The sequence below is a fragment of the Streptomyces sp. NPDC003943 genome, from assembly GCF_053605265.1.
Genome location: NZ_JBSGIW010000068.1, coordinates 1 through 24,362, shown reverse-complemented (window position 1 = coordinate 24,362; position 24,362 = coordinate 1). Strand labels below are relative to the sequence as shown.

20 protein-coding genes and 1 pseudogene are annotated in these 24,362 nt (G+C 71.6%); 18 read left to right on the top strand and 3 right to left on the bottom strand.

Features of this window, described 5'->3' with window-relative positions; genetic code table 11:
* The first annotated feature begins 131 nt into the window (after positions 1–131).
* The 8 genes from ruvC to ACWEV0_RS25215 all read left to right on the top strand — a co-directional run bounded on the left by ruvC (position 132) and on the right by ACWEV0_RS25215 (position 9,549).
* A complete protein-coding gene (gene ruvC / locus ACWEV0_RS25250) occupies positions 132–662 on the top strand; it encodes a crossover junction endodeoxyribonuclease RuvC (RefSeq protein WP_453151732.1) in 531 nt (176 codons plus the stop codon).
* Complete coding sequence (gene ruvA / locus ACWEV0_RS25245; protein ID WP_453151731.1) at positions 659–1,291, top strand: Holliday junction branch migration protein RuvA; 633 nt, start codon at positions 659–661, stop codon at positions 1,289–1,291. Before ruvC ends, ruvA begins: the two co-directional genes overlap by 4 nt.
* An 87-nt stretch (positions 1,292–1,378) precedes the next feature.
* On the top strand, positions 1,379–2,467 hold the full coding sequence (gene ruvB, locus ACWEV0_RS25240) for a Holliday junction branch migration DNA helicase RuvB (protein ID WP_453151730.1): 1,089 nt from the start codon (positions 1,379–1,381) through the stop codon (positions 2,465–2,467).
* Positions 2,468–2,646: 179 nt separating this feature from the next.
* Positions 2,647–3,081, top strand: a complete 435-nt coding sequence (gene yajC / locus ACWEV0_RS25235) for a preprotein translocase subunit YajC (protein WP_403797495.1) — start codon at positions 2,647–2,649, stop codon at positions 3,079–3,081.
* A gap of 159 nt (positions 3,082–3,240) precedes the next feature.
* Entirely contained in the window at positions 3,241–5,049 is a 1,809-nt protein-coding gene (gene secD, locus ACWEV0_RS25230) for a protein translocase subunit SecD (protein ID WP_453151729.1), read from the top strand.
* A 1-nt stretch (position 5,050) separates the two neighbouring features.
* Complete coding sequence (gene secF / locus ACWEV0_RS25225; RefSeq protein WP_453151728.1) at positions 5,051–6,121, top strand: protein translocase subunit SecF; 1,071 nt, start codon at positions 5,051–5,053, stop codon at positions 6,119–6,121.
* Entirely contained in the window at positions 6,118–6,651 is a 534-nt protein-coding gene (locus ACWEV0_RS25220; RefSeq protein ID WP_453151727.1) for an adenine phosphoribosyltransferase, read from the top strand. Before secF ends, ACWEV0_RS25220 begins: the two co-directional genes overlap by 4 nt.
* Before the next feature lie 432 nt (positions 6,652–7,083).
* Positions 7,084–9,549, top strand: coding sequence for a RelA/SpoT family protein (locus ACWEV0_RS25215; protein WP_453151726.1), 2,466 nt, complete (start codon positions 7,084–7,086; stop codon positions 9,547–9,549).
* Positions 9,550–9,651: 102 nt separating this feature from the next.
* Here the strand turns inward: ACWEV0_RS25215 and ACWEV0_RS25210 are convergent, their stop codons facing one another.
* Positions 9,652–10,881, bottom strand: a complete 1,230-nt coding sequence (locus tag ACWEV0_RS25210) for a DUF349 domain-containing protein (protein WP_453151725.1) — start codon at positions 10,879–10,881, stop codon at positions 9,652–9,654.
* 220 nt (positions 10,882–11,101) lie between these two features.
* Complete coding sequence (locus tag ACWEV0_RS25205) at positions 11,102–11,890, bottom strand: peptidylprolyl isomerase (protein ID WP_453151724.1); 789 nt, start codon at positions 11,888–11,890, stop codon at positions 11,102–11,104.
* A 169-nt stretch (positions 11,891–12,059) separates the two neighbouring features.
* Between ACWEV0_RS25205 and ACWEV0_RS25200 the strand changes: the two genes are divergently transcribed.
* The 5 genes from ACWEV0_RS25200 (at position 12,060) to rpsD (ending at position 17,254) form a co-directional block, all read left to right on the top strand.
* Positions 12,060–12,770: an MBL fold metallo-hydrolase gene (locus tag ACWEV0_RS25200; RefSeq protein WP_453151723.1), complete on the top strand. Its 711-nt coding sequence runs from the start codon at positions 12,060–12,062 to the stop codon at positions 12,768–12,770.
* A 12-nt stretch (positions 12,771–12,782) separates the two neighbouring features.
* Positions 12,783–14,045 carry a histidine--tRNA ligase gene (hisS, locus tag ACWEV0_RS25195; RefSeq protein WP_453151722.1) on the top strand — a complete coding sequence of 421 codons (1,263 nt, stop codon included), beginning with the start codon at positions 12,783–12,785 and terminating at the stop codon, positions 14,043–14,045.
* Positions 14,046–14,249: 204 nt separating this feature from the next.
* Positions 14,250–14,876, top strand: a complete 627-nt coding sequence (locus ACWEV0_RS25190; protein WP_453151721.1) for a vitamin K epoxide reductase family protein — start codon at positions 14,250–14,252, stop codon at positions 14,874–14,876.
* 61 nt (positions 14,877–14,937) lie between these two features.
* A complete protein-coding gene (locus tag ACWEV0_RS25185) occupies positions 14,938–16,290 on the top strand; it encodes a replication-associated recombination protein A (protein ID WP_453151720.1) in 1,353 nt (450 codons plus the stop codon).
* Positions 16,291–16,639: 349 nt separating this feature from the next.
* Positions 16,640–17,254 carry a 30S ribosomal protein S4 gene (gene rpsD, locus ACWEV0_RS25180; RefSeq protein ID WP_403796779.1) on the top strand — a complete coding sequence of 205 codons (615 nt, stop codon included), beginning with the start codon at positions 16,640–16,642 and terminating at the stop codon, positions 17,252–17,254.
* A gap of 34 nt (positions 17,255–17,288) precedes the next feature.
* On the opposite strand, the gene ACWEV0_RS25175 is transcribed toward rpsD, so the two are convergent.
* Complete coding sequence (locus tag ACWEV0_RS25175; RefSeq protein ID WP_453151719.1) at positions 17,289–19,448, bottom strand: ATP-binding protein; 2,160 nt, start codon at positions 19,446–19,448, stop codon at positions 17,289–17,291.
* Between the two features lie 177 nt (positions 19,449–19,625).
* Between ACWEV0_RS25175 and ACWEV0_RS25170 the strand changes: the two genes are divergently transcribed.
* The 5 genes and pseudogenes from ACWEV0_RS25170 to ACWEV0_RS25150 form a co-directional block, all read left to right on the top strand.
* Entirely contained in the window at positions 19,626–20,057 is a 432-nt protein-coding gene (locus tag ACWEV0_RS25170) for a DUF948 domain-containing protein (RefSeq protein WP_451610930.1), read from the top strand.
* Between the two features lie 5 nt (positions 20,058–20,062).
* A complete protein-coding gene (locus tag ACWEV0_RS25165; RefSeq protein WP_453151718.1) occupies positions 20,063–20,443 on the top strand; it encodes a hypothetical protein in 381 nt (126 codons plus the stop codon).
* Positions 20,443–23,112, top strand: coding sequence for an alanine--tRNA ligase (gene alaS / locus ACWEV0_RS25160; protein WP_453151717.1), 2,670 nt, complete (start codon positions 20,443–20,445; stop codon positions 23,110–23,112). Before ACWEV0_RS25165 ends, alaS begins: the two co-directional genes overlap by 1 nt.
* 2 nt (positions 23,113–23,114) lie before the next feature.
* A complete protein-coding gene (gene ruvX, locus ACWEV0_RS25155; RefSeq protein WP_123954413.1) occupies positions 23,115–23,579 on the top strand; it encodes a Holliday junction resolvase RuvX in 465 nt (154 codons plus the stop codon).
* A gap of 101 nt (positions 23,580–23,680) precedes the next feature.
* Positions 23,681–24,362 (top strand): annotated as a pseudogene (locus tag ACWEV0_RS25150) (endolytic transglycosylase MltG); the annotation flags it as partial.

Genomic DNA, 24,362 nt, shown 5'->3' with positions numbered 1-24,362 from the left:
CACCGGCTTCTGGGGCGGCGCGCTGCCCGACAACGTCAAGGACCTGCGGCCGCTGTGTTGTCAGTGGCAGCGGATAGCCTGCACAAACAGACTTGCGAACCATGCGAGCGGTGCGATCAGGGAGGGGCGGCGTGCGCGTACTCGGGGTGGATCCCGGACTCACCCGGTGCGGTGTGGGCGTGGTCGAGGGCGTCGCGGGTCGCCCGCTGACCATGCTCGGCGTCGGTGTCGTCCGCACGCCCGCCGACGCCGACATCGGGCAGCGGCTCGTCGGCATCGAGCGCGGCATAGAGGAGTGGCTCGACCGCTTCCAGCCCGAACTCGTCGCCGTGGAGCGGGTGTTCAGCCAGCACAACGTGAGTACGGTGATGGGCACCGCCCAGGCCAGCGCCGTCGCCATGCTGTGCGCCAGCCGCCGCGGACTGCCCGTCGCCCTGCACACCCCCAGCGAGGTCAAGGCCGCCGTCACCGGCAGTGGACGCGCGGACAAGGCACAGGTCGGCGCCATGGTCACCCGGCTGCTCCGGCTCTCCGCGCCGCCCAAGCCGGCCGACGCCGCCGACGCCCTCGCCCTCGCCATCTGTCACATCTGGCGCGCCCCCGCCCAGAACCGCCTCCAGCAGGCCGTCGCCCTGCACGCCTCGAAAGGCCGCACGTCATGATCGCCTTCGTCAGCGGCCCGGTCGCCGCGCTCGCCCCCACGACCGCTGTCGTCGAGGTCGGCGGCGTCGGCATGGCCGTCCAGTGCACCCCGAACACCATCGCGGGCCTCCGGGTCGGGGAGCACGCCCGCCTGGCCACCTCCCTGGTCGTACGGGAGGACTCGCTCACCCTGTACGGCTTCGCGGACGACGACGAGCGCCAGGTCTTCGAGCTGCTCCAGACCGCCAGCGGCGTCGGCCCCCGGCTCGCCCAGGCCATGCTCGGCGTGCACAGCCCCGACGCGCTGCGTCTCGCCGTCTCCACCGGCGACGAGAAGGCGCTGACCGCGGTCCCCGGCATCGGCAAGAAGGGCGCCCAGAAGCTCCTCCTCGAACTCAAGGACAAGCTCGGCTCCCCGCTCGGCAGCAGCGGCCTCGTCGGCGCCCAGCGCGCGGCCGCCACCGGCCCCGCCCCCTGGACCGAGCAGCTCTCCGCCGCCCTCATCGGCCTCGGCTACGCGAGCCGGGAGGCCGAGGAGGCGGTGGCGGCGGTGACGCCGCAGGCCGAGGAGGCGATCGCCGCGGGCGGCTCCGCCCCGGTGCCGCAGTTGCTGCGGGCGGCGCTGCAGACGCTGAACCGCGCCCGCTGACGCCACCCGGGGGCTCCGCCCCCGGACCCCCGCGCCTCAATCGCCGGCGAGGCCGATTTTTCCACCACCACCGAGAAGGCAGACCACGTGAACTGGGACGACGAGACGGAAACCGCCGCGGAGCGCCTCGTCGGCGCCTCCGCCGAAGGCGACGACCAGGCCGTCGAGGCCGCGCTGCGCCCCAAGGACCTCAGCGAGTTCGTCGGCCAGGAGAAGGTCCGCCAGCAGCTCGACCTGGTCCTCAAGGCCGCCCGCCAGCGCGGTGCCACCGCCGACCACGTGCTGCTGTCCGGCGCCCCCGGCCTCGGCAAGACCACCCTGTCGATGATCATCGCGGCCGAGATGAACGCGCCGATCAGGATCACCAGCGGCCCCGCCATCCAGCACGCCGGCGACCTCGCCGCGATCCTCTCCTCCCTCCAGGAGGGCGAGATCCTCTTCCTCGACGAGATCCACCGGATGTCCCGGCCCGCCGAGGAGATGCTCTACATGGCGATGGAGGACTTCCGCGTCGACGTCATCGTCGGCAAGGGCCCCGGCGCCACCGCCATCCCCCTGGAGCTGCCGCCCTTCACCCTGGTCGGCGCCACCACCCGGGCCGGCCTGCTGCCGCCGCCGCTGCGCGACCGCTTCGGCTTCACCGCGCACATGGAGTTCTACGAGCCGCACGAGCTGGAGCGCGTGGTGCGCCGCTCCGCCGGGCTCCTCGACGTCGAGATCGACACCGCCGGCGCCGCCGAGATCGCCGGCCGCTCCCGCGGCACCCCCCGCATCGCCAACCGGCTCCTCCGCCGTGTCCGCGACTACGCCCAGGTCAGGGCCGACGGCGTGATCACCCGCGAGATCGCCGCGGCGGCCCTCGGGGTGTACGAGGTCGACAGCCGCGGCCTCGACCGCCTCGACCGCGCGGTCCTGCAGGCGCTCCTCAAGCTCTTCGGCGGCGGACCGGTCGGTCTGTCCACCCTCGCGGTCGCCGTGGGGGAGGAGCGCGAGACCGTCGAGGAGGTCGCCGAACCCTTCCTCGTACGGGAGGGGCTACTGGCCCGTACGCCCCGTGGCCGGGTCGCCACTCCGGCGGCCTGGACCCACCTCGGAATGGTTCCGCCGCAGGCAGCGGGCCCGGGGGCGGCGGGAGGCGGGTCGGGAACGGGACAACAGGGTCTCTTCGGGGCGTGACGGCGCGGAGACTCGCCCATTAGGGAACCAGGGTGCGATGCTGGGCGTTGTTCCATCGATGCGGACTCGCCTAGACTCCGCCGATGCCGCCCTTATGGTCGGCGCATCCACCCCCGAATCAGGCCGCGGAGTCTTCCCCGGCCTTGCGAAGGAAATTCCGTCCCGTGAATAACATCGGCATGCTCCTCCCGTTCATCGTGCTCATCGGGGCCATGTTCCTCATGACCCGCTCTGCCAAGAAGAAGCAGTCGCAGGCGGCGGAGATGCGCAACCAGATGCAGCCCGGAACCGGCGTACGCACGATCGGGGGGATGTACGCCACCGTCAAGGAGATCGGCGACGAGACGGTCCTCCTCGAGGTCGCGCCCGGCGTCCACGCGGTCTACGCGAAGAACGCCATCGGCGCCGTCCTGGAGGACTCCGAGTACAACCGGATCGTCCACGGCGACGACCCGGAGACCGTCGTCCCGGACGACGCCTCGTCGCTGACCGAAACCGTCGACGCGGCCGCCGAGGAGACCTCTGCCGAGGTCAAGACGGACCTCACCAAGAAGGCCGACGCCGGCGAGGGCGACAAGGACGGCAAGGCGGACGGCGAGACCGAGGCCAAGTAGTCGCACGCGGGAGCCGCGCGTAGCCCACCCGGCACGCGCGGCTCCCGCGACGGTCTCACGTCTGCGGGGGCAGGTCCCCGGGGGCAGGTCCCCACACACACTTCGTGGCCGTCTCCCGCCCAACCGGTGGGGGCGGTTTGGACAGGGAGAAACGACAAGGTGGCAGCACCGAAGAAGGGCCGAAGGCCGGCGGGGGGCCAGAGCCGGCCGGGCCGCGCCCTGGCACTCATTCTGATCGCCATGGTCGCGCTCACCGGCGGCATGTTCTGGTCGGGGCACACCACCCCGCGCCTGGGCATCGACCTCGCCGGCGGCACGTCGATCACGCTCAAGGCGAAGGCGGAGCCCGGACAGGAGTCCGCCGTCAACGAGACCAACATGAACACGGCGGTCGGCATCATCGAGCGCCGTGTCAACGGTCTGGGTGTCTCGGAGGCCGAGGTCCAGACGCAGGGCCGCGAGAACATCATCGTCAACATCCCCAAGGGGACGAACGAGCAGCAGGCCCGCGACCAGGTCGGCACCACCGCCCAGCTGTACTTCCGGCCGGTCCTCGCCGTCGCCGCGGCCGAGCAGCCGCAGCCGAAGCCGAGCGCCACCCCGAGCGGCACCAAGTCCGGCTCGCCCAAGCCCACCGCCTCCGCGCCCACCGCGGACAAGGGCAAGGACGACAAGGGCGGGAAGTCCGCCACCCCGACGGCCACCGCTTCCACCCAGGGCCGCGCCGTCACCGAGGCCCTGAAGGCCCCGAGCCCGACGGCCACCGCGAGCTCGTCCTCGTCCCCGTCGCCGAAGGCGACCGGCACGCCGAAGCCGAAGCCGACCGCTGACGCCGCCACCGCCGCCCTGCAGCAGAAGTTCGCCACGCTGAACTGCCTCGACCCCAAGCAGCGCTCCGCCGCCGGTCAGGGCGTCAAGCCGACCGACCCGGCCGTCGCCTGCGGCAAGGCCGGCAAGGACGCGAACGGCAAGGACGTCTGGGAGAAGTACCTGCTCGGCCCGGCCGAGGTCGAGGGCAAGGACGTCGACGACGCCAAGGGCGTCTTCGACCAGCGCCGTGGCATGTGGATCGTGACCATGGACTTCACGGACGCCGGTTCGAAGAAGTTCCAGACGATCACCAGCAAGCTGTCGACGCAGACCGAGCCGCAGAACCAGTTCGCGATCGTCCTCGACGGCGAGGTCGTCTCGGCCCCGTCCGTGCGCCAGACGCTCTCCGCCAGCGCCGAGATCTCCGGCAGCTTCAACCAGCAGTCGGCCCAGGACCTCGGCAACATCCTGTCGTACGGTGCCCTGCCGCTGTCCTTCCAGACCCAGAGCGTCGACACCGTCACCGCCGCCCTCGGCAGCGACCAGCTCCAGGCGGGTCTGATCGCCGGTGCCATCGGCCTCGCCCTGGTCATCATCTACCTGGTGGTCTACTACCGCGGCCTGTCGCTGATCGCCATCCTCAGCCTCGCCGTCTCGGCCCTGCTCACCTACGTGATCATGGCCCTGCTCGGCCCGGCCATCGGCTTCGCGCTGAACCTGCCGGCCGTCTGTGGCGCCATCGTGGCCATCGGTATCACCGCGGACTCGTTCATCGTGTACTTCGAACGCATCCGTGACGAGCTGCGCGAGGGCCGCACCCTGCGTCCGGCCGTCGAGCGCGCCTGGCCGCGGGCCCGCCGCACCATCCTGGTCTCCGACTTCGTGTCGTTCCTCGCCGCCGCGGTGCTCTTCATCGTCACCGTCGGCAAGGTCAAGGGCTTCGCGTTCACGCTCGGCCTGACCACGCTCCTCGACATCGTCGTGGTGTTCCTCTTCACCAAGCCGGTGATGACGCTCCTGGCCCGCACCAAGTTCTTCGGCAACGGCCACCCCTGGTCCGGTCTGGACCCGAGGCGTCTCGGCGCCAAGCCGCCGCTGCGCCGCTCCCGCCGTACGTCCGCTTCCGCCGCTGGCGCTGTCGACACGAAGGAGGCGTGAGATGTCGAAGCTCGGAGATCTCGGCGCCCGGCTCCACCGAGGCGAGGTCGGCTACGACTTCATCGGCAACCGCAGGATCTGGTACGGCATCTCGATCCTGATCACCATCACGGCCATCGTCGCCCTCGCGGTGCGCGGCCTGAACATGGGCATCGAGTTCCAGGGCGGTGCCGTCTTCACCACCCCGAAGACGGACGTCTCGGTCTCGCAGGCCACCGACTACGCCAAGGACGCCTCCGGCCACGAGGCCCTCGTCCAGAAGCTCGGCAACGGTTCGCTGCGCATCCAGGTCGGCGGCCTCGACACGGACAAGTCCGACCAGGTCCGTGCCGAACTCGCCAAGGACCTGAACGTCCCCCAGGAGAAGATCGCGGCCGAGATCGTCGGCCCCAGCTGGGGTGACCAGATCGCCACCAAGGCGTGGACGGGCCTCGGGGTCTTCATGATCCTCGTGGTGCTCTACCTCGCCATCGCCTTCGAGTGGCGGATGGCCGTCGCGGCGCTCGTCGCGCTCATCCACGACCTCACCATCACCGTCGGCATCTACTCGCTGGTCGGCTTCGAGGTCACCGTCGGTACGGTCATCGGTCTGCTGACGATCCTCGGTTACTCGCTCTACGACACGGTCGTCGTCTTCGACTCCCTCAAGGAGCAGACGAAGGGCATCACCAAGCAGACCCGCTGGACGTACAGCGACGTCGCCAACCGCTCGATCAACGGCACGCTGGTCCGCTCCATCAACACCACGGTCGTGGCCCTGCTGCCGGTCGCCGGTCTGCTCTTCATCGGCGGCGGCGTGCTCGGCGCCGGCATGCTGAACGACATCTCGCTGTCGCTGTTCGTGGGTCTCGCCGCCGGTGCGTACTCCTCGATCTTCATCGCCACGCCGCTGGTCGCCGACCTCAAGGAGCGCGAGCCGGCCATGCAGGCGCTGAAGAAGCGCGTCCTGGCCAAGCGGGCCGCCGCTGCCGCCAAGGGCGAGGGCGTCGAAGACGACGGGTACGGCGACCCCGAGCCCGCCGTCGTCGGCCAGCGCTCGCGCCGCGGCCGCTCCTCGGAGCGCCGCGGATGAGCGTCGAACTGCTGCTGAGCCGCATCCGGGACGTCCCCGACTACCCGAAGCCGGGGGTGCTGTTCAAGGACATCACCCCGCTGCTCGCGGACCCGGAGGCCTTCACGGCGCTCACCGACGCGCTCGCCGGGCTCTGCAAGGACGCCGGCGCCACGAAGATCGTCGGCCTGGAGGCCCGCGGCTTCATCCTGGCCGCGCCGGTCGCCGTCCGCGCCGGACTCGGCTTCATCCCGGTCCGCAAGGCCGGGAAGCTGCCCGGGGCCACCCTGCGGCAGGCGTACGAGCTGGAGTACGGCACCGCCGAGATCGAGGTGCACGCCGAGGACCTGGCCGCGGGCGACCGCGTCATGGTCATCGACGACGTCCTCGCCACCGGCGGCACCGCCGAGGCCTCCATCGAGCTCATCCGCCGCGCCGGCGCCGAGGTCGCGGGCGTCGCGGTCCTCATGGAGCTCGGCTTCCTGCCGGGCCGCGCCCGCCTGGAGCCGGCACTGTCCGGCGCTCCGCTCACGGCGCTGATCACCGTCTGACCGCAGACCGGTACGCAGACCGCCCCGGTCCGAGGCCCACCGCCTCGGACCGGGGCGGTTTCGTATGCCGGTCGGGTGGCCCGGCCTGCGTGGCCCGGTGCCCGGCCCGCCCGACGGTCCGGTGGCCCGGCCCGGCGGTCCGCGCCCGTGGCCCGGCGGACCGCCGCGCGGCGAGCGGCGCGCGTTGTCGGCGGCGCGCCCCGTATCCGCGTCGGGGCGGCCCGGGAATTCTCCCGACCGCCCCCGTCGTTTTCCGGACAAGCCCCGCAACGGGTCCCGGGCGGAGCACCATGGTCTTGACGGCGGTCGTCTCAGCAGTCAGCCGCGTGAGCACCGGCACCGTCAGGTCGATACGATGGCCTTTCCGGGCCTGACCGGGGGACCCGGAAACCTCCCCCAGACCGTGTCCGGGGGGACCCCAGAGGAGCGCTCTTGCCAGACGAGGCCCAGCCACTCTCCGCCGCGCAGCCCGACAAGCAGGCCGGCCAGGCCGCGCCGGGAGCTGCCGCGCCCCAGAACCCGCCCGCGGAGACCAGGCCCCGGCCCTCGGCGCCCGCACCGGCTCCGGCCGCCCGGCCCACGCCGACGCCGCCGGCCCGCTCGGGCGGCTCGTCCAGCCGCGTCCGCGCGCGCCTCGCCCGGCTGGGCGTCCAGCGCTCCTCCCCGTACAACCCGGTCCTCGAACCGCTGCTGCGGATCGTCCGCTCCAACGACCCGAAGATCGAGACGGCGACCCTGCGCCAGATCGAGCGCGCCTACCAGGTCGCCGAGCGCTGGCACCGCGGCCAGAAGCGCAAGAGCGGCGACCCGTACATCACGCACCCGCTCGCCGTCACCACCATCCTCGCCGAGCTCGGCATGGACCCGGCCACGCTGATGGCCGGGCTGCTCCACGACACCGTCGAGGACACCGAGTACGGCCTCGACACCCTGCGCCGCGACTTCGGCGACCAGGTCGCGCTGCTCGTCGACGGCGTCACCAAGCTCGACAAGGTCAAGTTCGGCGAGGCCGCCCAGGCCGAGACCGTCCGCAAGATGGTCGTCGCCATGGCCAAGGACCCCAGGGTCCTCGTCATCAAGCTCGCCGACCGCCTGCACAACATGCGCACCATGCGCTACCTCAAGCGGGAGAAGCAGGAGAAGAAGGCCCGCGAGACCCTGGAGATCTACGCCCCGCTGGCGCACCGGCTGGGCATGAACACCATCAAGTGGGAGCTGGAGGACCTCGCCTTCGCGATCCTCTACCCCAAGATGTACGACGAGATCGTCCGGCTCGTCGCCGAGCGCGCCCCCAAGCGCGACGAGTACCTGGCCATAGTGACCGACGAGGTCCAGGCCGACCTCCGGGCCGCCCGCATCAAGGCCACCGTCACCGGCCGGCCGAAGCACTACTACAGCGTCTACCAGAAGATGATCGTCCGCGGCCGTGACTTCGCGGAGATCTACGACCTGGTCGGCATCCGCGTGCTCGTGGACACCGTCCGCGACTGCTACGCGGCCCTCGGCACCGTCCACGCGCGATGGAACCCGGTCCCCGGCCGGTTCAAGGACTACATCGCGATGCCGAAGTTCAACATGTACCAGTCGCTGCACACGACGGTCATCGGACCCAACGGCAAGCCGGTCGAGCTGCAGATCCGCACCTTCGACATGCACCGCCGCGCCGAGTACGGCATCGCCGCGCACTGGAAGTACAAGCAGGAGGCCGTCGCCGGCGCCTCCAAGGTGCGCGCCGACGCGCCGAAGAAGGCCGGCAAGGACGACCACCTCAACGACATGGCGTGGCTGCGCCAGCTGCTCGACTGGCAGAAGGAGACCGAGGACCCCTCGGAGTTCCTGGAGTCGTTGCGCTTCGACCTCTCCCGCAACGAGGTCTTCGTCTTCACGCCCAAGGGCGACGTCATCGCGCTGCCCGCCGGCGCGACCCCCGTCGACTTCTCGTACGCGGTCCACACCGAGGTCGGCCACCGCACCATAGGGGCCCGGGTCAACGGCCGGCTGGTGCCGCTGGAGTCGACCCTCGACAACGGCGACCTGGTCGAGGTCTTCACCTCCAAGGCGGCCGGCGCCGGACCCTCCCGCGACTGGCTGGGCTTCGTCAAGTCGCCGCGCGCCCGCAACAAGATCCGCGCCTGGTTCTCCAAGGAGCGCCGCGACGAGGCCATCGAGCAGGGCAAGGACGCCATCGCGCGGGCCATGCGCAAGCAGGGCCTGCCGATCCAGCGCATCCTCACCGGCGACTCGCTGGTCACCCTCGCCCACGAGATGCGCTACAGCGACATCTCCTCGCTGTACGCGGCGATCGGCGAGGGCCATGTCACGGCCCAGTCCATCGTGCAGAAGCTGGTCCAGGCGCTCGGCGGCGAGGAGGCCGCGACCGAGGACATCGCCGAGACCCACCCGCCGGTCCGCGGCCGCTCCAAGCGGCGTGCCGGTTCTGATCCGGGCGTGGTGGTCAAGGGCGTCGACGACGTGTGGGTGAAGCTGGCCCGCTGCTGCACCCCGGTGCCCGGCGACCCGATCATCGGCTTCGTCACCCGCGGCAGCGGCGTCTCCGTCCACCGCAGCGACTGCGTCAACGTGGAGTCGCTGTCCCGGGAGCCGGAGCGGATCCTGGACGTCGAGTGGGCGCCCACGCAGTCCTCGGTCTTCCTCGTCGCCATCCAGGTCGAGGCCCTGGACCGGTCCCGGCTCCTGTCGGACGTCACCCGGGTCCTGTCGGACCAGCACGTCAACATCCTGTCCGCGGCCGTGCAGACCTCCCGCGACCGGGTGGCCACCTCGCGCTTCACCTTCGAGATGGGCGACCCCAAGCACCTGGGCCACGTCCTGAAGGCCGTGCGGAGCGTGGAGGGCGTCTACGACGTGTACCGCGTGACCAGCGCCCGCAGGCCGTGACGGCGGCGTAGGGCGGTACGAGACGAGACACGAGGAAGGGCCCCCGGCAAGCTGCGCCGGGGGCCCTTCCTCGTACCGTCGTGCGGCCGTACGACTACGGCATCAGCCGCCGAACTCCTGCAGCCCCTTCAGGGCCTGGTCGAGCAGCGCCTGGCGGCCTTCGAGCTCCTTCGCGAGCTTGTCGGCCTTGGCGTCGTTGCCCGCCGCGCGGGCCGCGTCGATCTGCTTGCGCAGCTTGTCGACCGCGTCCTGGAGCTGGCCCGTCAGACCCGCGGCGCGGGCCCGCGCCTCCGGGTTGGTGCGGCGCCACTCGGCCTCCTCGGCCTCCTGGATCGCGCGCTCCACGGCGTGCATCCGGCCCTCGACGCGGGGGCGGGCGTCGCGCGGGACGTGACCGATGGCCTCCCAGCGCTCGTTGACGGCACGGAACGCGGCGCGGGCCGCCTTCAGGTCCGTCACCGGCACCAGCTTCTCCGCCTCGGCCGCGAGCTCCTCCTTCAGCTTGAGGTTCTCGGTCTGCTCGGCGTCGCGCTCCGCGAACACCTCGCCGCGGGCCGCGAAGAACACGTCCTGGGCGCCGCGGAAGCGGTTCCACAGGTCGTCCTCGTGCTCGCGCTGGGCCCGGCCCGCCGCCTTCCACTCCGCCATCAGCTCGCGGTAGCGGGCGGCCGTCGCGCCCCAGTCGTTCGAGTTCTGCAGGGCCTCGGCCTCGGCGACCAGACGCTCCTTCGTCCTGCGGGCGTCCTCGCGCTGCGCGTCCAGCGCGGCGAAGTGGGCCTTGCGACGCTTGGAGAAGGCCGAGCGGGCGTGCGAGAAGCGGTGCCACAGCTCGTCGTCGGACTTGCGGTCGAGCCGGGGCAGGCCCTTCCAGGTGTCCACGAGCGCCCGCAGCCGCTCGCCGGCGGCGCGCCACTGCTCGCTCTGCGCCAGTTCCTCGGCCTCGGTGACCAGGGCCTCCTTGGCGGAGCGGGCCTCGTCGGCCTGCTTCGCCTTCTGGACCTTGCGCTCCTCACGGCGCGACTCCACCGTCTCGGCCAGCTTGTCGAGCCGGGTCGAGAGGGCGGCCAGGTCGCCGACGACGTGGTGCTCGTCCACCTGGTGGCGGATGTGCTCGATGGCCGCCGTCGCGTCCTTCGCCGAGAGGTCGGTGGTCCTCACCCGCTTCTCGAGGAGGCCGATCTCGACCACCAGGCCCTCGTACTTGCGCTCGAAGTAGGCCAGCGCCTCCTCGGGGCTGCCGGCCTGCCACGATCCGACGACCTGCTCGCCCTCGGCCGTACGCACGTACACGGTGCCCGTCTCGTCGACGCGGCCCCACGGGTCGCTGCTCACAGCGCCTCCTCAACATGATGCCGACGCGGGGTTCCCGCCCCTGGCATCGTCCACGGTTTCCCGGCGGGCCTCGCCCGCCCTCCACAGCGCGGCCGGCGGCCTGCGCTGCACAACGCCAATCTAGGCGAACGGCGGCCCGGCTGTCCGCACTCAGCGCGACCGAAATTCAACGGTCACGCCCGGGTGCGTCCGCCGGGCCGCCTCCGCCTCGCCCACCGGCTCACTTCTTGGCGACGGTGGCCTTCTCGATCGTGACGGCCTTCTGCGGCGCGCCGTCGCCCGAGCCGCCCTGGACGCCGGCCTTGGCCACGTCCTCGACGACCTTGACGCCCGCCGCGTCGAAGGTGCCGAACGGGGTGTAGTTCGGGGGCAGCTTGGTGTCCTTGTAGACGAGGAAGAACTGGCTGCCGCCGGTGCCCGGCCCGGCGTTCGCCATCGCCACGGTGCCCTTCGGGAAGGTGACCGTGCCGTCCGTGCCGGCCTTGCCGAGGCCGTTCAGGTTCTCGTCCGGGATGGAGTAGCCCGGGCCGCCGGTGCCGTCGCCCTTCGGGTCGCCGCACTGGAGCACGTAGATGCCCGAGGTGGTGAGGCGGTGGCACTTGGTGCCGTCGAAGAACTTCTTGTCGGCGAGGTGCTTGAAGGAGTTCACGGTGTGCGGGGCCTTCGCCGCGTCCATCGTGACCGTGATGTCGCCGACGTTGGTCTTGAGGGCCATCGTGTACGCGGCCTTCTTGTCGATGGCCATCGCGGGCTCGGGCTGCGGGGGCGTGGACGGCTCCGCGCCGGGCGTCTTCGACGCCTCCGAGGCCACGTTGTCCGCGCCGTTGGAGTCGTCGCCGGACAGTGCCACCGATGCCCACACGGCGCCGCCCGCCGCGAGCACCACCGCGAGCGAGGAGGCGATGACGGTGTTCCGCCGCGCCTTGCGCCGCGCCTCCTCACGGCGCTGCTGCTGCCGCACGTACTTCTCCCTGGCGAGCTGCCGCCGCCGCTGATCGCTGCTGACCACCGGGTCCGCTCCTTGTCGATGTCGATCGTCTGTTCAGTCCTGGCCGGATGTGCCCGTACCGTATACGGGTTGGCTGTGGAACAGACACCGCCGGTAGGCTCTGATCTGCTGCATTCCGTTGCTTTCCGCACCGCCGCAGCCATCTGCCGGACGACACAGAAGGACGATCGTGCTGATTGCCGGGTTCCCCGCCGGGGCCTGGGGCACCAACTGCTACGTGGTCGCCCCCGCCGCAGGCGAGGAGTGCGTCATCATCGACCCGGGCCACCAGGCCGCCCAGGGCGTCGAGGAGACGCTGAAGAAGCATCGGCTCAAGCCCGTCGCGGTGGTCCTCACCCATGGCCACATCGACCACGTCGCCTCCGTCGTCCCGGTCTGCGGCGCCCATGACGTACCCGCGTGGATCCACCCCGCCGACCGGTACATGATGAGCGACCCGGAGAAGGCCCTCGGCCGCTCCATCGGGATGCCCCTCATGGGCGAGCTGACCGTGGGCGAGCCGGACGACGTGCGCGAGCTCACCGACGGCGCCGGGCTGAAGCTCGCGGGCCTCGAACTCACCGTCGCGCACGCCCCTGGTCATACCAAGGGGTCGGTGACCTTCAGGACCCCGGAGACCACGGAGATCCCCTCCGTGTTCTTCTCCGGCGACCTGCTCTTCGCCGGCTCCATCGGACGCACCGACCTGCCCGGCGGTGACATGGACGAGATGCTCGCGTCGCTGGCCCGTGTGTGCCTGCCGCTCGACAACTCGACCGTGGTCCTGTCGGGGCACGGTCCCCAGACGACCATCGGCCAGGAGCGCGCCACCAACCCCTATCTGCGGCAGGTGGCGGCCGGCCTCGGGAGCGACTTCCAGGCTCCCCGACGAGGAATGTGACGAGAGACTTCCGTGAGCACCTTCAAGGCCCCCAAGGGCACCTTCGACCTCATCCCGCCGTTCTCGGCGACCTACCTCGCCGTCCGTGACGCCATCTCCGCCCCGCTGCGGAAGTCCGGCTACGGGTACGTCGAGACGCCCGGCTTCGAGGACGTCAACCTGTTCGCCCGCGGTGTCGGTGAGTCCACCGACATCGTGACCAAGGAGATGTACACCCTCACCACGAAGGGCGGCTCGAACCTCGCGCTGCGCCCCGAGGGGACGGCCTCCGTGCTGCGTGCGGCTCTGGAAGCCAACATGCACAAGGCCGGCGGCCTGCCGGTGAAGCTGTGGTACTCGGGCTCCTACTACCGCTACGAGCGCCCGCAGAAGGGCCGCTACAGGCACTTCTCGCAGGTCGGCGCCGAGGCGATCGGCGCCGAGGACCCGGCGCTCGACGCCGAGCTGATCATCCTGGCCGACCAGGCGTACCGCTCGCTCGGCCTGCGCGAGTTCCGCATCCTGCTCAACTCGCTCGGCGACAAGCAGTGCCGTCCCGTCTACCGCGAGGCCCTGCAGAACTTCCTGCGCGGTCTCGACCTGGACGAGGAGACCCTGCGCCGCGCCGAGATCAACCCGCTGCGGGTCCTCGACGACAAGCGGGCCGACGTCCAGAAGCAGCTGGTCGACGCTCCGCTCCTGAAGGACTACCTGTGCGAGGAGTGCAAGGCGTACCACTCCGAGGTGCGTGAGCTGCTCACCGCGGCGGGCGTGGCCTTCGAGGACGACGCCAAGCTGGTCCGCGGCCTGGACTACTACACGCGCACCACCTTCGAGTTCGTCCACGACGGTCTCGGCTCGCAGTCCGCCGTCGGCGGCGGCGGCCGTTACGACGGCCTGTCCGAGATGATCGGCGGCCCCGCGCTGCCGTCCGTCGGCTGGGCGCTCGGCGTGGACCGCACGGTCCTGGCCCTGGAGGCCGAGGGCATCGAGCTCGACATCCCGGCCGCCACCAGCGTGTTCGCGGTGCCGCTGGGCGACGAGGCGCGCAAGGTGCTGTTCGGCCTCGTCACCGAGCTGCGCAAGGAAGGCGTGGCGACGGACTTCAGCTTCGGGGCGAAGGGCCTCAAGGCCCACATGAAGAACGCCAACCGCTCCGGTGCCCGCTTCGCCGTCGTCGCCGGTGAGCGCGACCTCGCCGAGGGCGTGGTCCAGCTCAAGGACATGGAGTCCGGCGAGCAGGAGCCGGTGGCCCTGGCCGAGCTGGTCGACACGGTGAAGGCGAAGCTCGCCTGAGCCGGAGCGGTACGTGAGTGAGGGCCTGGCCCGCGTGCACAACGCGGCCCGGGCCCTCCGCGTACGTACGGGGCCGGCCGCTCAGCCGCCGAAGCCGCGCGCGAGCGGCGACACCGGCGGGCAGGCGGCGCCCGCCACCCTCGCGAGCGTGTGCGGCAGAATGGCCGTGCCTGTGCCCACAGCGAGAAGAGCGAGTAGACCGACATGACGAAAGCAGCGGCCGCGAACGAGACCGCCGGGCGGGAGGACTCCCGCACCATCGGCGCCGGCCGTGGCTTCGCCTGGCTCCTGGTGATCACCGGCGCCGCCGGGCTGCTGGCGTCCTGGGTGATCACGCTCGACAAGTTCAAGCTCCTGGAGAACCCGAACTTCGTCCCCGGGTGCAGCCTGAACCCGATCGTCTCCTGCGGCAGCGTGATGAAGAGCTGGCAGGCGTCGGTGTTCGGCTTCCCGAACCCGATGCTCGGCCTCGTCACGTACGCCGTGGTGATCACCATCGGCGCCGGCCTGCTCGCCGGCGCCCGCTACCGCCGCTGGTACTGGCTCGGCCTCAACGCCGGCATGCTCTTCGGCGTCGGCTTCTGCACCTGGCTGATGACCCAGTCGCTGTACGTGATCAACGCCCTGTGCCTGTGGTGCGTCCTCGCCTGGGTCGCCACCATCGTCATGTTCTGGTACACGACCTCGCACAACGTCCGCCGGGGCGTGATCCGTGCCCCGCAGGGCCTGCGCACCTTCTTCGACGAGTTCACCTGGGTCCTGCCGGTGCTGCACATCGGCATCATCGGCATGCTGATCCTGACCCGCTGGTGGGACTTCTGGACCAGCTGAGCTCCACGGAGTCCACGGAGCCCCGCCGGCCTGTCAGTGGTCTCGCTTAGGCTTCATCAACGTGGAGCCCGACCTTTTCACCGCCGCCGCGGAAGAACGCCAGGAGAAGGACCCGGCCAGCAGCCCGCTGGCCGTGCGGATGCGCCCGCGCACCCTCGACGAGGTCGTGGGCCAGAGCCATCTGCTCAAGCCGGGCTCACCGCTGCGCCGCCTCGTCGGTGACGGCACCGGCGGCCCGGCCGGCGCCTCCTCGGTGATCCTGTGGGGGCCGCCCGGCACCGGGAAGACCACCCTCGCGTACGTGGTCTCCAAGGCCACCAACAAGCGCTTCGTGGAGCTCTCCGCGATCACCGCCGGCGTCAAGGAGGTCCGCGCCGTCATCGACGGGGCCCGGCGGGCCGTGGGCGGCTTCGGCAGGGAGACCGTCCTCTTCCTCGACGAGATCCACCGCTTCTCCAAGGCCCAGCAGGACTCACTGCTCCCGGCCGTGGAGAACCGCTGGGTGACGCTCATCGCCGCGACGACGGAGAACCCGTACTTCTCGGTGATCTCCCCGCTGCTGTCCCGCTCACTGCTGCTCACCCTGGAGCCGCTCACCGACGACGACCTGCGCGGACTGCTCCGCCGGGCCCTGACGGAGGAGCGCGGACTCGGCGGGGCGGTCACCCTCGACGAGGACGCCGAGTCGCATCTGCTGCGGATCGCCGGCGGCGACGCCCGGCGCGCCCTGACGGCCCTGGAGGCGGCGGCGGGCGCGGCGATCGCCAAGGGGGAGCCGGCGATCAGCCTGGAGACGGTCGAGGAGACCGTCGACCGGGCCGCGGTGAAGTACGACCGGGACGGCGACCAGCACTACGACGTGGCGAGCGCCCTCATCAAGTCGATCCGCGGCTCGGACGTGGACGCGGCGCTGCACTACCTGGCCCGGATGATCGAGGCGGGGGAGGACCCCCGGTTCATCGCCCGGCGCCTGATGATCTCCGCGAGCGAGGACATCGGCCTCGCCGATCCGAACGCGCTGCCGATCGCCGTGGCCGCCGCCCAGGCCGTCGCCATGATCGGCTTCCCCGAGGCGGCGCTGCCCCTGAGCCACGCCACCATCGCCCTGGCCCTGGCCCCGAAGTCCAACGCGGCGACGAACGCGATCTTCGCCGCCCGGGCCGACGTCCAGGCGGGCCTCGCCGGACCGGTCCCGCCGCATCTGCGCGACGGCCACTACAAGGGCGCGGCCAAGCTCGGCCACGCCCAGGGATACGTGTACCCGCACGACGTCCCCGGTGCCATCGCGCCGCAGCAGTACGCCCCGGACGCGATCCACGGCCGGCGCTACTACGAGCCGACCCGCTACGGCGCGGAGGCGCGGTACGCGGACGTGGTGGAGAAGGTCCGCGAGCGCCTCAAGGGCGAAGGCTGAACCGGGCCGGGTACGGGGCGTCCGGCGGACCCGGTACACTCGTCTGAAGTGCTGCGTCCCGTGTCCGGCTTCGGCCGGCATCACCAGAACGGGACAGGCAGCCGGAGTCCCGGCCTTCGGGCGGGGTCTCCAGGAGCGTCGCGCACCTTCGAAGGTGTCGCGGGCAACCCACCACCACCGGGATCTCCCGGAGCGGGCGGTGGGTCGTTCGCGTGCTGCACGTATGTGCCCAGACCAGGGAGCGGCTGCCCGGCAGGTCCCTCGCGGACCCGACGGGTTTCCCGGCTGCGGATTGCGACCTCCCTAACCCTGGTGAAGCCGTATTCGAAACAGTGAGAGAGGTTGGTTCATGGCGAACCAGTCCCGTCCCAAGGTCAAGAAGTCGCGTGCCCTCGGCATCGCGCTGACCCCGAAGGCCGTCAAGTACTTCGAGGCCCGCCCCTACCCGCCGGGCGAGCACGGCCGTGGCCGCAAGCAGAACTCGGACTACAAGGTCCGTCTGCTCGAGAAGCAGCGTCTGCGCGCCCAGTACGACATCAGCGAGCGCCAGATGGCGCGCGCCTACGACCGCGCCAAGAAGGCCGAGGGCAAGACGGGCGAGGCGCTGGTCGTCGAGCTCGAGCTGCGCCTCGACGCCCTGGTCCTGCGTTCGGGCATCGCCCGCACCATCTACCAGGCCCGCCAGATGGTCGTCCACGGCCACATCCAGGTCAACGGTGGCAAGGTCGACAAGCCGTCCTTCCGCGTCCGTCCCGACGACGTCGTGATGGTCCGCGAGAAGTCGCGCAACAAGACCCTCTTCCAGGTCGCTCGCGAGGGTGGCTTCGCCGCCGAGGGCGAGACCCCGCGCTACCTGCAGGTCAACCTGAAGGCCCTGGCCTTCCGCCTCGACCGCGACCCGAACCGCAAGGAAATCCCGGTCATCTGCGACGAGCAGCTGGTCGTCGAGTACTACGCCCGCTGATCTTCAGCAGACCGTAGTACCACCCCCGCGGTGTTCAGCCCGCCGCTTCCCCGCCCCTCGTGGTGGGGGAGCCGGCGGGCTTCCGCGTGTCCGGGACCGGTGCCCGGCCGGTACGGAACGGGCGCGGCTGCGCCCCGGCGCCCGCACCCCCCGGTCCGGCCGGATCCCGGCGCTCGGCCAGCGCCCGGTCCACCGCCGCGTCCAGCGACAGCGCCTGCCCCTCGCCGTACCAGGCCGCGTACCCCTCGGCGCCGAGCGCCTCGCTCGCCTGCCGCTCGCACTGCAGCCGCGGCCCGTTGAAGTTCGCCGAGCCGAACAGCGGCAGACCCACCGCGTCCCACACCGGCATCGCCGCGCCCTGCAGCACCGCCGCCTCCGCCGGATCGCCCTCCGCCAGCGTCACCAGGGCGAGCAGTTCGAGCGCGAGCACCAGACCCACCAGGTCGTGGAAGAGGTGGTTGATCGTGACGCACTCGGTGAGCAGCTCGCGCGCCGCCGCGTGGTCTCCCCCGGTCAGCGCCGCGTACGCCAGCACGTAGAGCGCGTACGCCCGGGTCCAGCGCTCGCCGCGCTCCTCGCAGATCTCCCGGACGTCGGCGCACAGCGCGACCGCCGCCTCCGGATCACCCTGGAAGGCCCGCGCGAGAGCCAGCTCGACCTGGCCCATCAGCACGTTGCTGTTGAGCTCGCCCAGCTCCCGATACGCCTCCAGGGCCCGGCCGATCAGCTCCTCGGCGCGCGGCAGGTCGTCCGAGAGCAGCGCCAGACAGCCCATCCGGTGCGTCGCGTACGCCTCCGCCATCGCGTTGCCCGAGTCCCGCGCCCGCTCCGCGCACTCGTGCAGCGCCGCCACCGCCGCCGTGTCGTCGCCCTGCAGGATCGCCACGTAGCCGAGCACCCACAGGGCCTTGAGCCGGGCGTCCTCGTGCTCCGCGGCCACGCCGAGCGAGCGGTCCAGCCAGTGCCGGCCCTCCGAGAGGCGCCCGCACCCCGCCCAGTAGAACCACAGCGTCCCCGCCAGGTGCTGGGCGAGCGAGGCGTCCTCCGGCACCTCCAGGCACAGTTCGAGGGCCGCGCGCAGATTCGGCAGCGCGACGTCCGTCGCCGCCGCCACCTCGGCCTGCCGGGGGCTGAACCACTCCAGCTCGCACCAGGTCGCGAGCCCCATGTACCAGTCCCGGTGCCGGCGCCGCATCCGCTCCGTGTCGCCGAGCGCCGCCAGCCACTCCGCCCCGTACGCGGCGACCGTGTCGAGCATCCGGTAGCGCGGGCCCGCCGCGGTGTCCTCCCGGGCCACGAGGGACTGCGCGAGCAGTTCGCCCAGCACGTCGAGGACCCGGTCCGCGGGCAGCTCGGCGCCCCCGCACACGTACTCCACCGCCTCCAGGTCGAACGGCCCCGCGAACACCGACAGCCGCGCCCACAGCAGCCGCTCCTCCGGTGTGCACAGCTCGTGGCTCCAGCCGATGGCCGTGCGCAGCGTCTGGTGCCGGGCGAGCGCGCCCCGCCGCCCGCCGTCGAGGAGCCGGAAGCGGTCGTCGAGCCGGCGGAGCAGCTGCTCCGCGGTGAGCAGCGGCAGCCGCGCCGCCGCCAGTTCGAGCGCGAGCGGAATCCCGTCGAGCCGCCGGCACAGCTCCCGCAGGATCCCCGGACCGGCCATCCGCCCGGCCCCGGCCTCCGCCGCGCGGCCCGCGAGCAGCTCCATCGCGTCCGCGTCCGCCATCGGCGCCAGCGTGAGCACCGCCTCCCCGTCCAGGCGCAGCGGCCGGCGACCCGCCGCCAGGACGGTGAGCCCCGGGCAGCCGCGCAGCAGCTCCCGCAGCAGCCCGGCGCACTCCTCCACCAGGTGCTCGAAGCCGTCCACCACGAGCAGCAGCCGCCGCTCGGCGAGGTGCTCCACGAGCACCTCGCGCGGCCCGCGCACCGTGTGGTCGGTCAGACCGAGCGCCTCGACCAGGGCGTGCGCCACCAGGTCCGGGTCGCGCAGGGAGGCCAGCTCGGCGAGCCGGACCCCGTCGGCAAAGCGTTTCTGCAGCGCCGCGGCGGAGTGCAGCACCAGCCTGGTCTTGCCGACCCCGCCCACCCCGACGACCGTGACGAGGCGGAACTCGCCGAGGAGCAGGGCCAGTTCGTCCTGTTCGGCGGCCCGTCCCACGAACCGGTTCAGCTCCGCCGGGAGATTGCTCCGTCGCATGGGACACGGAGCGTACTCATCCGCGCGCGCTCCGTACAATCGGTTCCGCGCAACTCCCGTCCCACGACCGCTAATGCGGTACGGCGGGAGACCTCCGGCGCGATAGGGTCGGAGGACGTTTATCAACAGGGTTCCGACGACCGTCGGGGGCCCGACGACAGCAGAGAGCGGTGCGCAGTGACCGGTGGTGAGGTTGCCGGGATCCTGGTGGCCGTGTTCTGGGCGATCCTCGTCTCCTTCCTCGCCGTGGTGCTGGTGAGGCTGGCGCAGACGCTCAAGGCGACCACCAGGCTCGTCGCGGACGTGACCGACCAGGCCGTTCCGCTGCTCGCCGACGCCTCCACGGCCGTGCGCGCGGCGCAGACCCAGCTCGACCGGGTCGACGCCATCGCCTCGGACGTCCAGGAGGTCACCGCCAACGCCTCCGCGCTGTCCACCACCGTCGCCTCCACCTTCGGCGGCCCGCTCGTCAAGGTCGCCGCCTTCGGTTACGGCGTGCGCCGCGCGCTGGGCCGCGACCGGCAGGACGCACCGGCCGCGCGCGAGCGGCGTACGGTGATCGTCGGCCGCGCCGTGCCGTCCGCGAGGCGCCGGAAGCAGAAGGGCTGAGCACGATGTTCCGCCGTACGTTCTGGTTCACCGCGGGCGCCGCAGCCGGCGTGTGGGCCACCACCAAGGTCAACCGGAAGCTCAAGCAGCTCACCCCGGAGAACCTGGCGCTCAAGGCGGCCGACAAGGCCGTCGAGGCCGGCCACCGGCTCAAGGACCGCGCCGTGGACTTCGCCCTCGACGTGCGGGCGAACATGGCGCAGCGCGAGGCCGAGCTCGGCGAGGCGCTCGGCCTGGACGCGCCCGTGGAGCCGGAACCCGGCCGGGCACTGCCGGCCCCGCGCCGCCGGGCCGCGCTCGGCGCACGGACCACCCAAAGCACGACAGAACCGACAGACACGACCGGCGTTCACACGCTCTCGTACAACCGGAATGAGGACCACTGATGGAGTCGGCTGAAATCCGCCGCCGCTGGCTGAGCTTCTTCGAGGAGCGCGGGCACACCGTCGTCCCTTCGGCGTCGCTCATCGCGGACGACCCGACTCTGCTGCTCGTCCCCGCCGGCATGGTGCCCTTCAAGCCCTACTTCCTGGGTGAGGTCAAGCCGCCCTACACGCGCGCCTCCAGCGTGCAGAAGTGCGTGCGCACGCCCGACATCGAAGAGGTCGGCAAGACCACCCGCCACGGCACGTTCTTCCAGATGTGCGGCAACTTCTCCTTCGGCGACTACTTCAAGGAAGGCGCCATCAAGCTCGCCTGGGAGCTGCTGACCACCCCGGTGGAGCACGGCGGCTACGGGCTCGAGCCGGAGAAGCTCTGGATCACCGTCTACCAGGACGACGACGAGGCCGAGGCCATCTGGCGCGACGTCGTGGGCGTCCCCGCCGAGCGCATCCAGCGCCTCGGCAAGAAGGACAACTTCTGGTCCATGGGCGTCCCCGGCCCCTGCGGCCCCTGCTCCGAGATCAACTACGACCGCGGCCCCGAGTTCGGCGTCGAGGGCGGCCCGGCCGTCAACGACGAGCGGTACGTCGAGATCTGGAACCTCGTCTTCATGCAGTACGAGCGGGGCAAGGGCATCGGCAAGGAGGACTTCGAGATCCTCGGCGACCTGCCGTCCAAGAACATCGACACCGGCCTCGGTCTCGAGCGCCTGGCGATGATCCTCCAGGGCGTGCAGAACATGTACGAGACGGACACCCTCAAGGTCGTCATCGACAAGGCCACCGAGCTCACCGGCGTCGCCTACGGCAAGGCCCACGACTCGGACGTCTCGCTGCGCGTGGTCGCCGACCACATGCGCACCTCCGTCATGCTCATCGGCGACGGCGTCACCCCGGGCAACGAGGGCCGCGGCTACGTGCTGCGCCGCATCATGCGCCGCGCCGTCCGCAACATGCGCATGCTCGGCGCCACCGGCCCGGTCGTCGGCGAGCTCGTCGACACCGTCATCAGGACGATGGGCGAGCAGTACCCGGAGCTGGAGACCGACCGCAAGCGCATCGAGACGGTCGCCCTCGCCGAGGAGGCCGCGTTCCTGAAGGCCCTCAAGGGCGGCACCAACATCCTCGACACCGCCGTCACCGAGACCAAGGCCGCCGGCGGCACGGTCCTCTCCGGCGACAAGGCGTTCCTGCTCCACGACACCTGGGGCTTCCCGATCGACCTCACCCTGGAGATGGCCGCCGAGCAGGGCCTCTCCGTGGACGAGGACGGCTTCCGCCGCCTGATGAAGGAGCAGCGGGAGCGCGCCAAGGCCGACGCCCAGGCCAAGAAGACCGGCCACGCCGACGTCACCTCGTACCGCGAGATCGCCGACACCGCCGGCGCCACCCAGTTCACCGGCTACACCAACACCGAGGGCGAGACCACCGTCGTCGGCCTGCTGGTCAACGGTGTCCCGTCGCCGGCCGCCTCGGAGGGCGACGACGTCGAGGTCGTCCTCGACCGCACCCCGTTCTACGCCGAGGGCGGCGGCCAGCTCGCCGACCACGGCCGGATCAAGCTGCACTCCGGCGCCGTCATCCAGATCCACGACGTGCAGCAGCCGGTCCCCGGCGTCTCCGTGCACAAGGGTTCGGTGCAGGTCGGCGAGGTCACCGTGGGCGCCACCGCCTACGCCGCCATCGACGTGCGCCGCCGCCGGGCCATCGCCCGCGCCCACAGTGCCACCCACCTGACCCACCAGGCGCTGCGCGACGCCCTCGGCCCGACCGCCGCCCAGGCCGGTTCGGAGAACTCCCCGGGCCGCTTCCGCTTCGACTTCGGCTCGCCGAACGCCGTCCCCGGCACCGTCCTCACGGACGTCGAGCAGAAGATCAACGAGGTGCTGTCGCGCGAGCTCGACGTGCACGCCGAGGTCATGCCGATCGACGAGGCCAAGCGCCAGGGCGCCATCGCCGAGTTCGGCGAGAAGTACGGCGAGCAGGTCCGCGTCGTCACCATCGGCGACTTCTCCAAGGAGCTGTGCGGCGGTACGCACGTCCACAACACCGCCCAGCTGGGTCTGGTGAAGCTGCTCGGCGAGTCGTCGATCGGCTCGGGCGTGCGCCGCATCGAGGCCCTGGTCGGCGTCGACGCGTACAACTTCCTCGCCCGTGAGCACACGGTCGTCGCCCAGCTGCAGGAGCTGGTCAAGGGCCGCTCGGAGGAGCTGCCGGAGAAGATCTCCGCCATGCTCGGCAAGCTGAAGGACGCCGAGAAGGAGATCGAGAAGTTCCGCGCGGAGAAGGTCCTGCAGGCCGCCGCCGGTCTGGTCGACTCCGCCCGGGACGTCCGCGGCGTCGCCCTCGTCACCGGTCAGGTGCCGGACGGCACCGGCGCCGACGACCTGCGCAAGCTGGTCCTCGACGTCCGCGGCCGGATCCCCTCGGACCGCCCGGCCGTCGTGGCCCTGTTCACCACGGCCAACGGCAAGCCGCTGACGGTCATCGCCACCAACGAGGCCGCCCGCGAGCGCGGCTTCAAGGCCGGCGAGCTGGTCCGCACGGCCGCCAAGACCCTCGGCGGCGGCGGTGGCGGCAAGCCGGACGTCGCCCAGGGCGGCGGCCAGAACCCGGAGGCCGTCGGCGCCGCCATCGAGGCCGTCGAGCGTCAGGTGCTGGAGATCGCGTGACGATGCGTCGAGGCCGCCGTATCGCGGTCGACGTCGGTGACGCCCGGATCGGGGTCGCCTCGTGCGACCCCGACGGGGTGCTCGCCACGCCGGTGGAGACCGTGCCGGGGCGTGACGTCCCGGCCGCCCACCGGCGGCTCCGCCAGATCGTCGAGGAGTACGAGCCGATCGAGGTCGTCGTGGGCCTGCCCCGCTCGCTGAGCGGGCGGGAGGGCCCGGCCGCGACGAAGGTCCGCGCCTTCGCCCGCGAGATGGCCAAGGGCATCGCCCCGGTCCCGGTCCGGCTGGTGGACGAACGGATGACCACGGTGACGGCGACCCAGGGGCTGCGGGCCTCGGGAGTGAAGTCGAAGAAGGGGCGGTCCGTCATCGACCAGGCCGCCGCTGTGATCATCCTTCAGAACGCTCTTGAGTCCGAACGGGTATCAGGTAATCCGCCCGGTGAGGGCGTCGAAGTGGTCATCTGATCGCGATACGGTAACGTTCCGCGCGATGCGGCGGTGTTCGAACAGCTGCCGCACTACGTAGAGGCGGAACGTCCGGAAGCCTCGCGGCTGTTTGGGGATCGATGACTGAGTATGGCCGGAGCCCCGGCTCCGAACCGTGGCACCCCACGGACCCCTTGTACGGGGACCAGGGGTGGGAAGGCCAGCAGCAGCAGTACCCGCAACAGGCGCAGTACGGCCAGCAGGACCCGTACGCCCACCAGGACCCCTACGGGCAGCAGCAGCCCCAGCAGCCCCAGCACCCTCATGCCGACGGCATGTACCAGCAGCAGGCGCAGGGCTACGGCGCACAGCAGTACGACGGACAGCAGTACGACGGACAGCAGTACGGAGAGCAGCAGTACGGACACGGGAACCCGGGCGGGTACGACACGCCCGGGTATCCCGCACAGCAGTACGACGGCGGCAACTGGGAGACCGGCCAGGCCGCCATGCCGTACAACGCCCCGCCTGCCGACCCCTACGGCGGCCAGCAGCCCGACCTCTACGGCACCCCCGAGGCCTACCCCCCGCCCCAGCCCCCCGGCCGGCGCCAGGTGCCGCCGCAGCCGGTCGACGACTGGCAGGCGCAGCCGGAGCCGCCGGGACCGTCGGGCCCGGAGGCCGAGCCGGAGGAGACCCACCCCTTCTTCACCGGCGACGACGGCCGCGACGACGAGGACGACGACACCTACGAGGACGAGCCGGGCGGCCGCGCGGCCCGCCGGCGGGGCGGCGAGCGCCAGACGCCCAAATTCCGCACGG

Bases quoted from the DNA above. Each gene is read 5' to 3' on its own strand.
- ruvA (WP_453151731.1), top strand. From the start codon at position 659: ATGATCGCCTTCGTCAGCGGCCCGGTCGCCGCGCTCGCCCCCACGACC.
- yajC (WP_403797495.1), top strand. From the start codon at position 2,647: ATGCTCCTCCCGTTCATCGTGCTCATCGGGGCCATGTTCCTCATGACC.
- secF (WP_453151728.1), top strand. From the start codon at position 5,051: ATGTCGAAGCTCGGAGATCTCGGCGCCCGGCTCCACCGAGGCGAGGTC.
- ACWEV0_RS25220 (WP_453151727.1), top strand. From the start codon at position 6,118: ATGAGCGTCGAACTGCTGCTGAGCCGCATCCGGGACGTCCCCGACTAC.
- ACWEV0_RS25190 (WP_453151721.1), top strand. From the start codon at position 14,250: ATGACGAAAGCAGCGGCCGCGAACGAGACCGCCGGGCGGGAGGACTCC.
- rpsD (WP_403796779.1), top strand. From the start codon at position 16,640: ATGGCGAACCAGTCCCGTCCCAAGGTCAAGAAGTCGCGTGCCCTCGGC.
- ACWEV0_RS25175 (WP_453151719.1), bottom strand. From the start codon at position 19,448: ATGCGACGGAGCAATCTCCCGGCGGAGCTGAACCGGTTCGTGGGACGG.
- ACWEV0_RS25165 (WP_453151718.1), top strand. From the start codon at position 20,063: ATGTTCCGCCGTACGTTCTGGTTCACCGCGGGCGCCGCAGCCGGCGTG.
- alaS (WP_453151717.1), top strand. From the start codon at position 20,443: ATGGAGTCGGCTGAAATCCGCCGCCGCTGGCTGAGCTTCTTCGAGGAG.
- ruvX (WP_123954413.1), top strand. From the start codon at position 23,115: ATGCGTCGAGGCCGCCGTATCGCGGTCGACGTCGGTGACGCCCGGATC.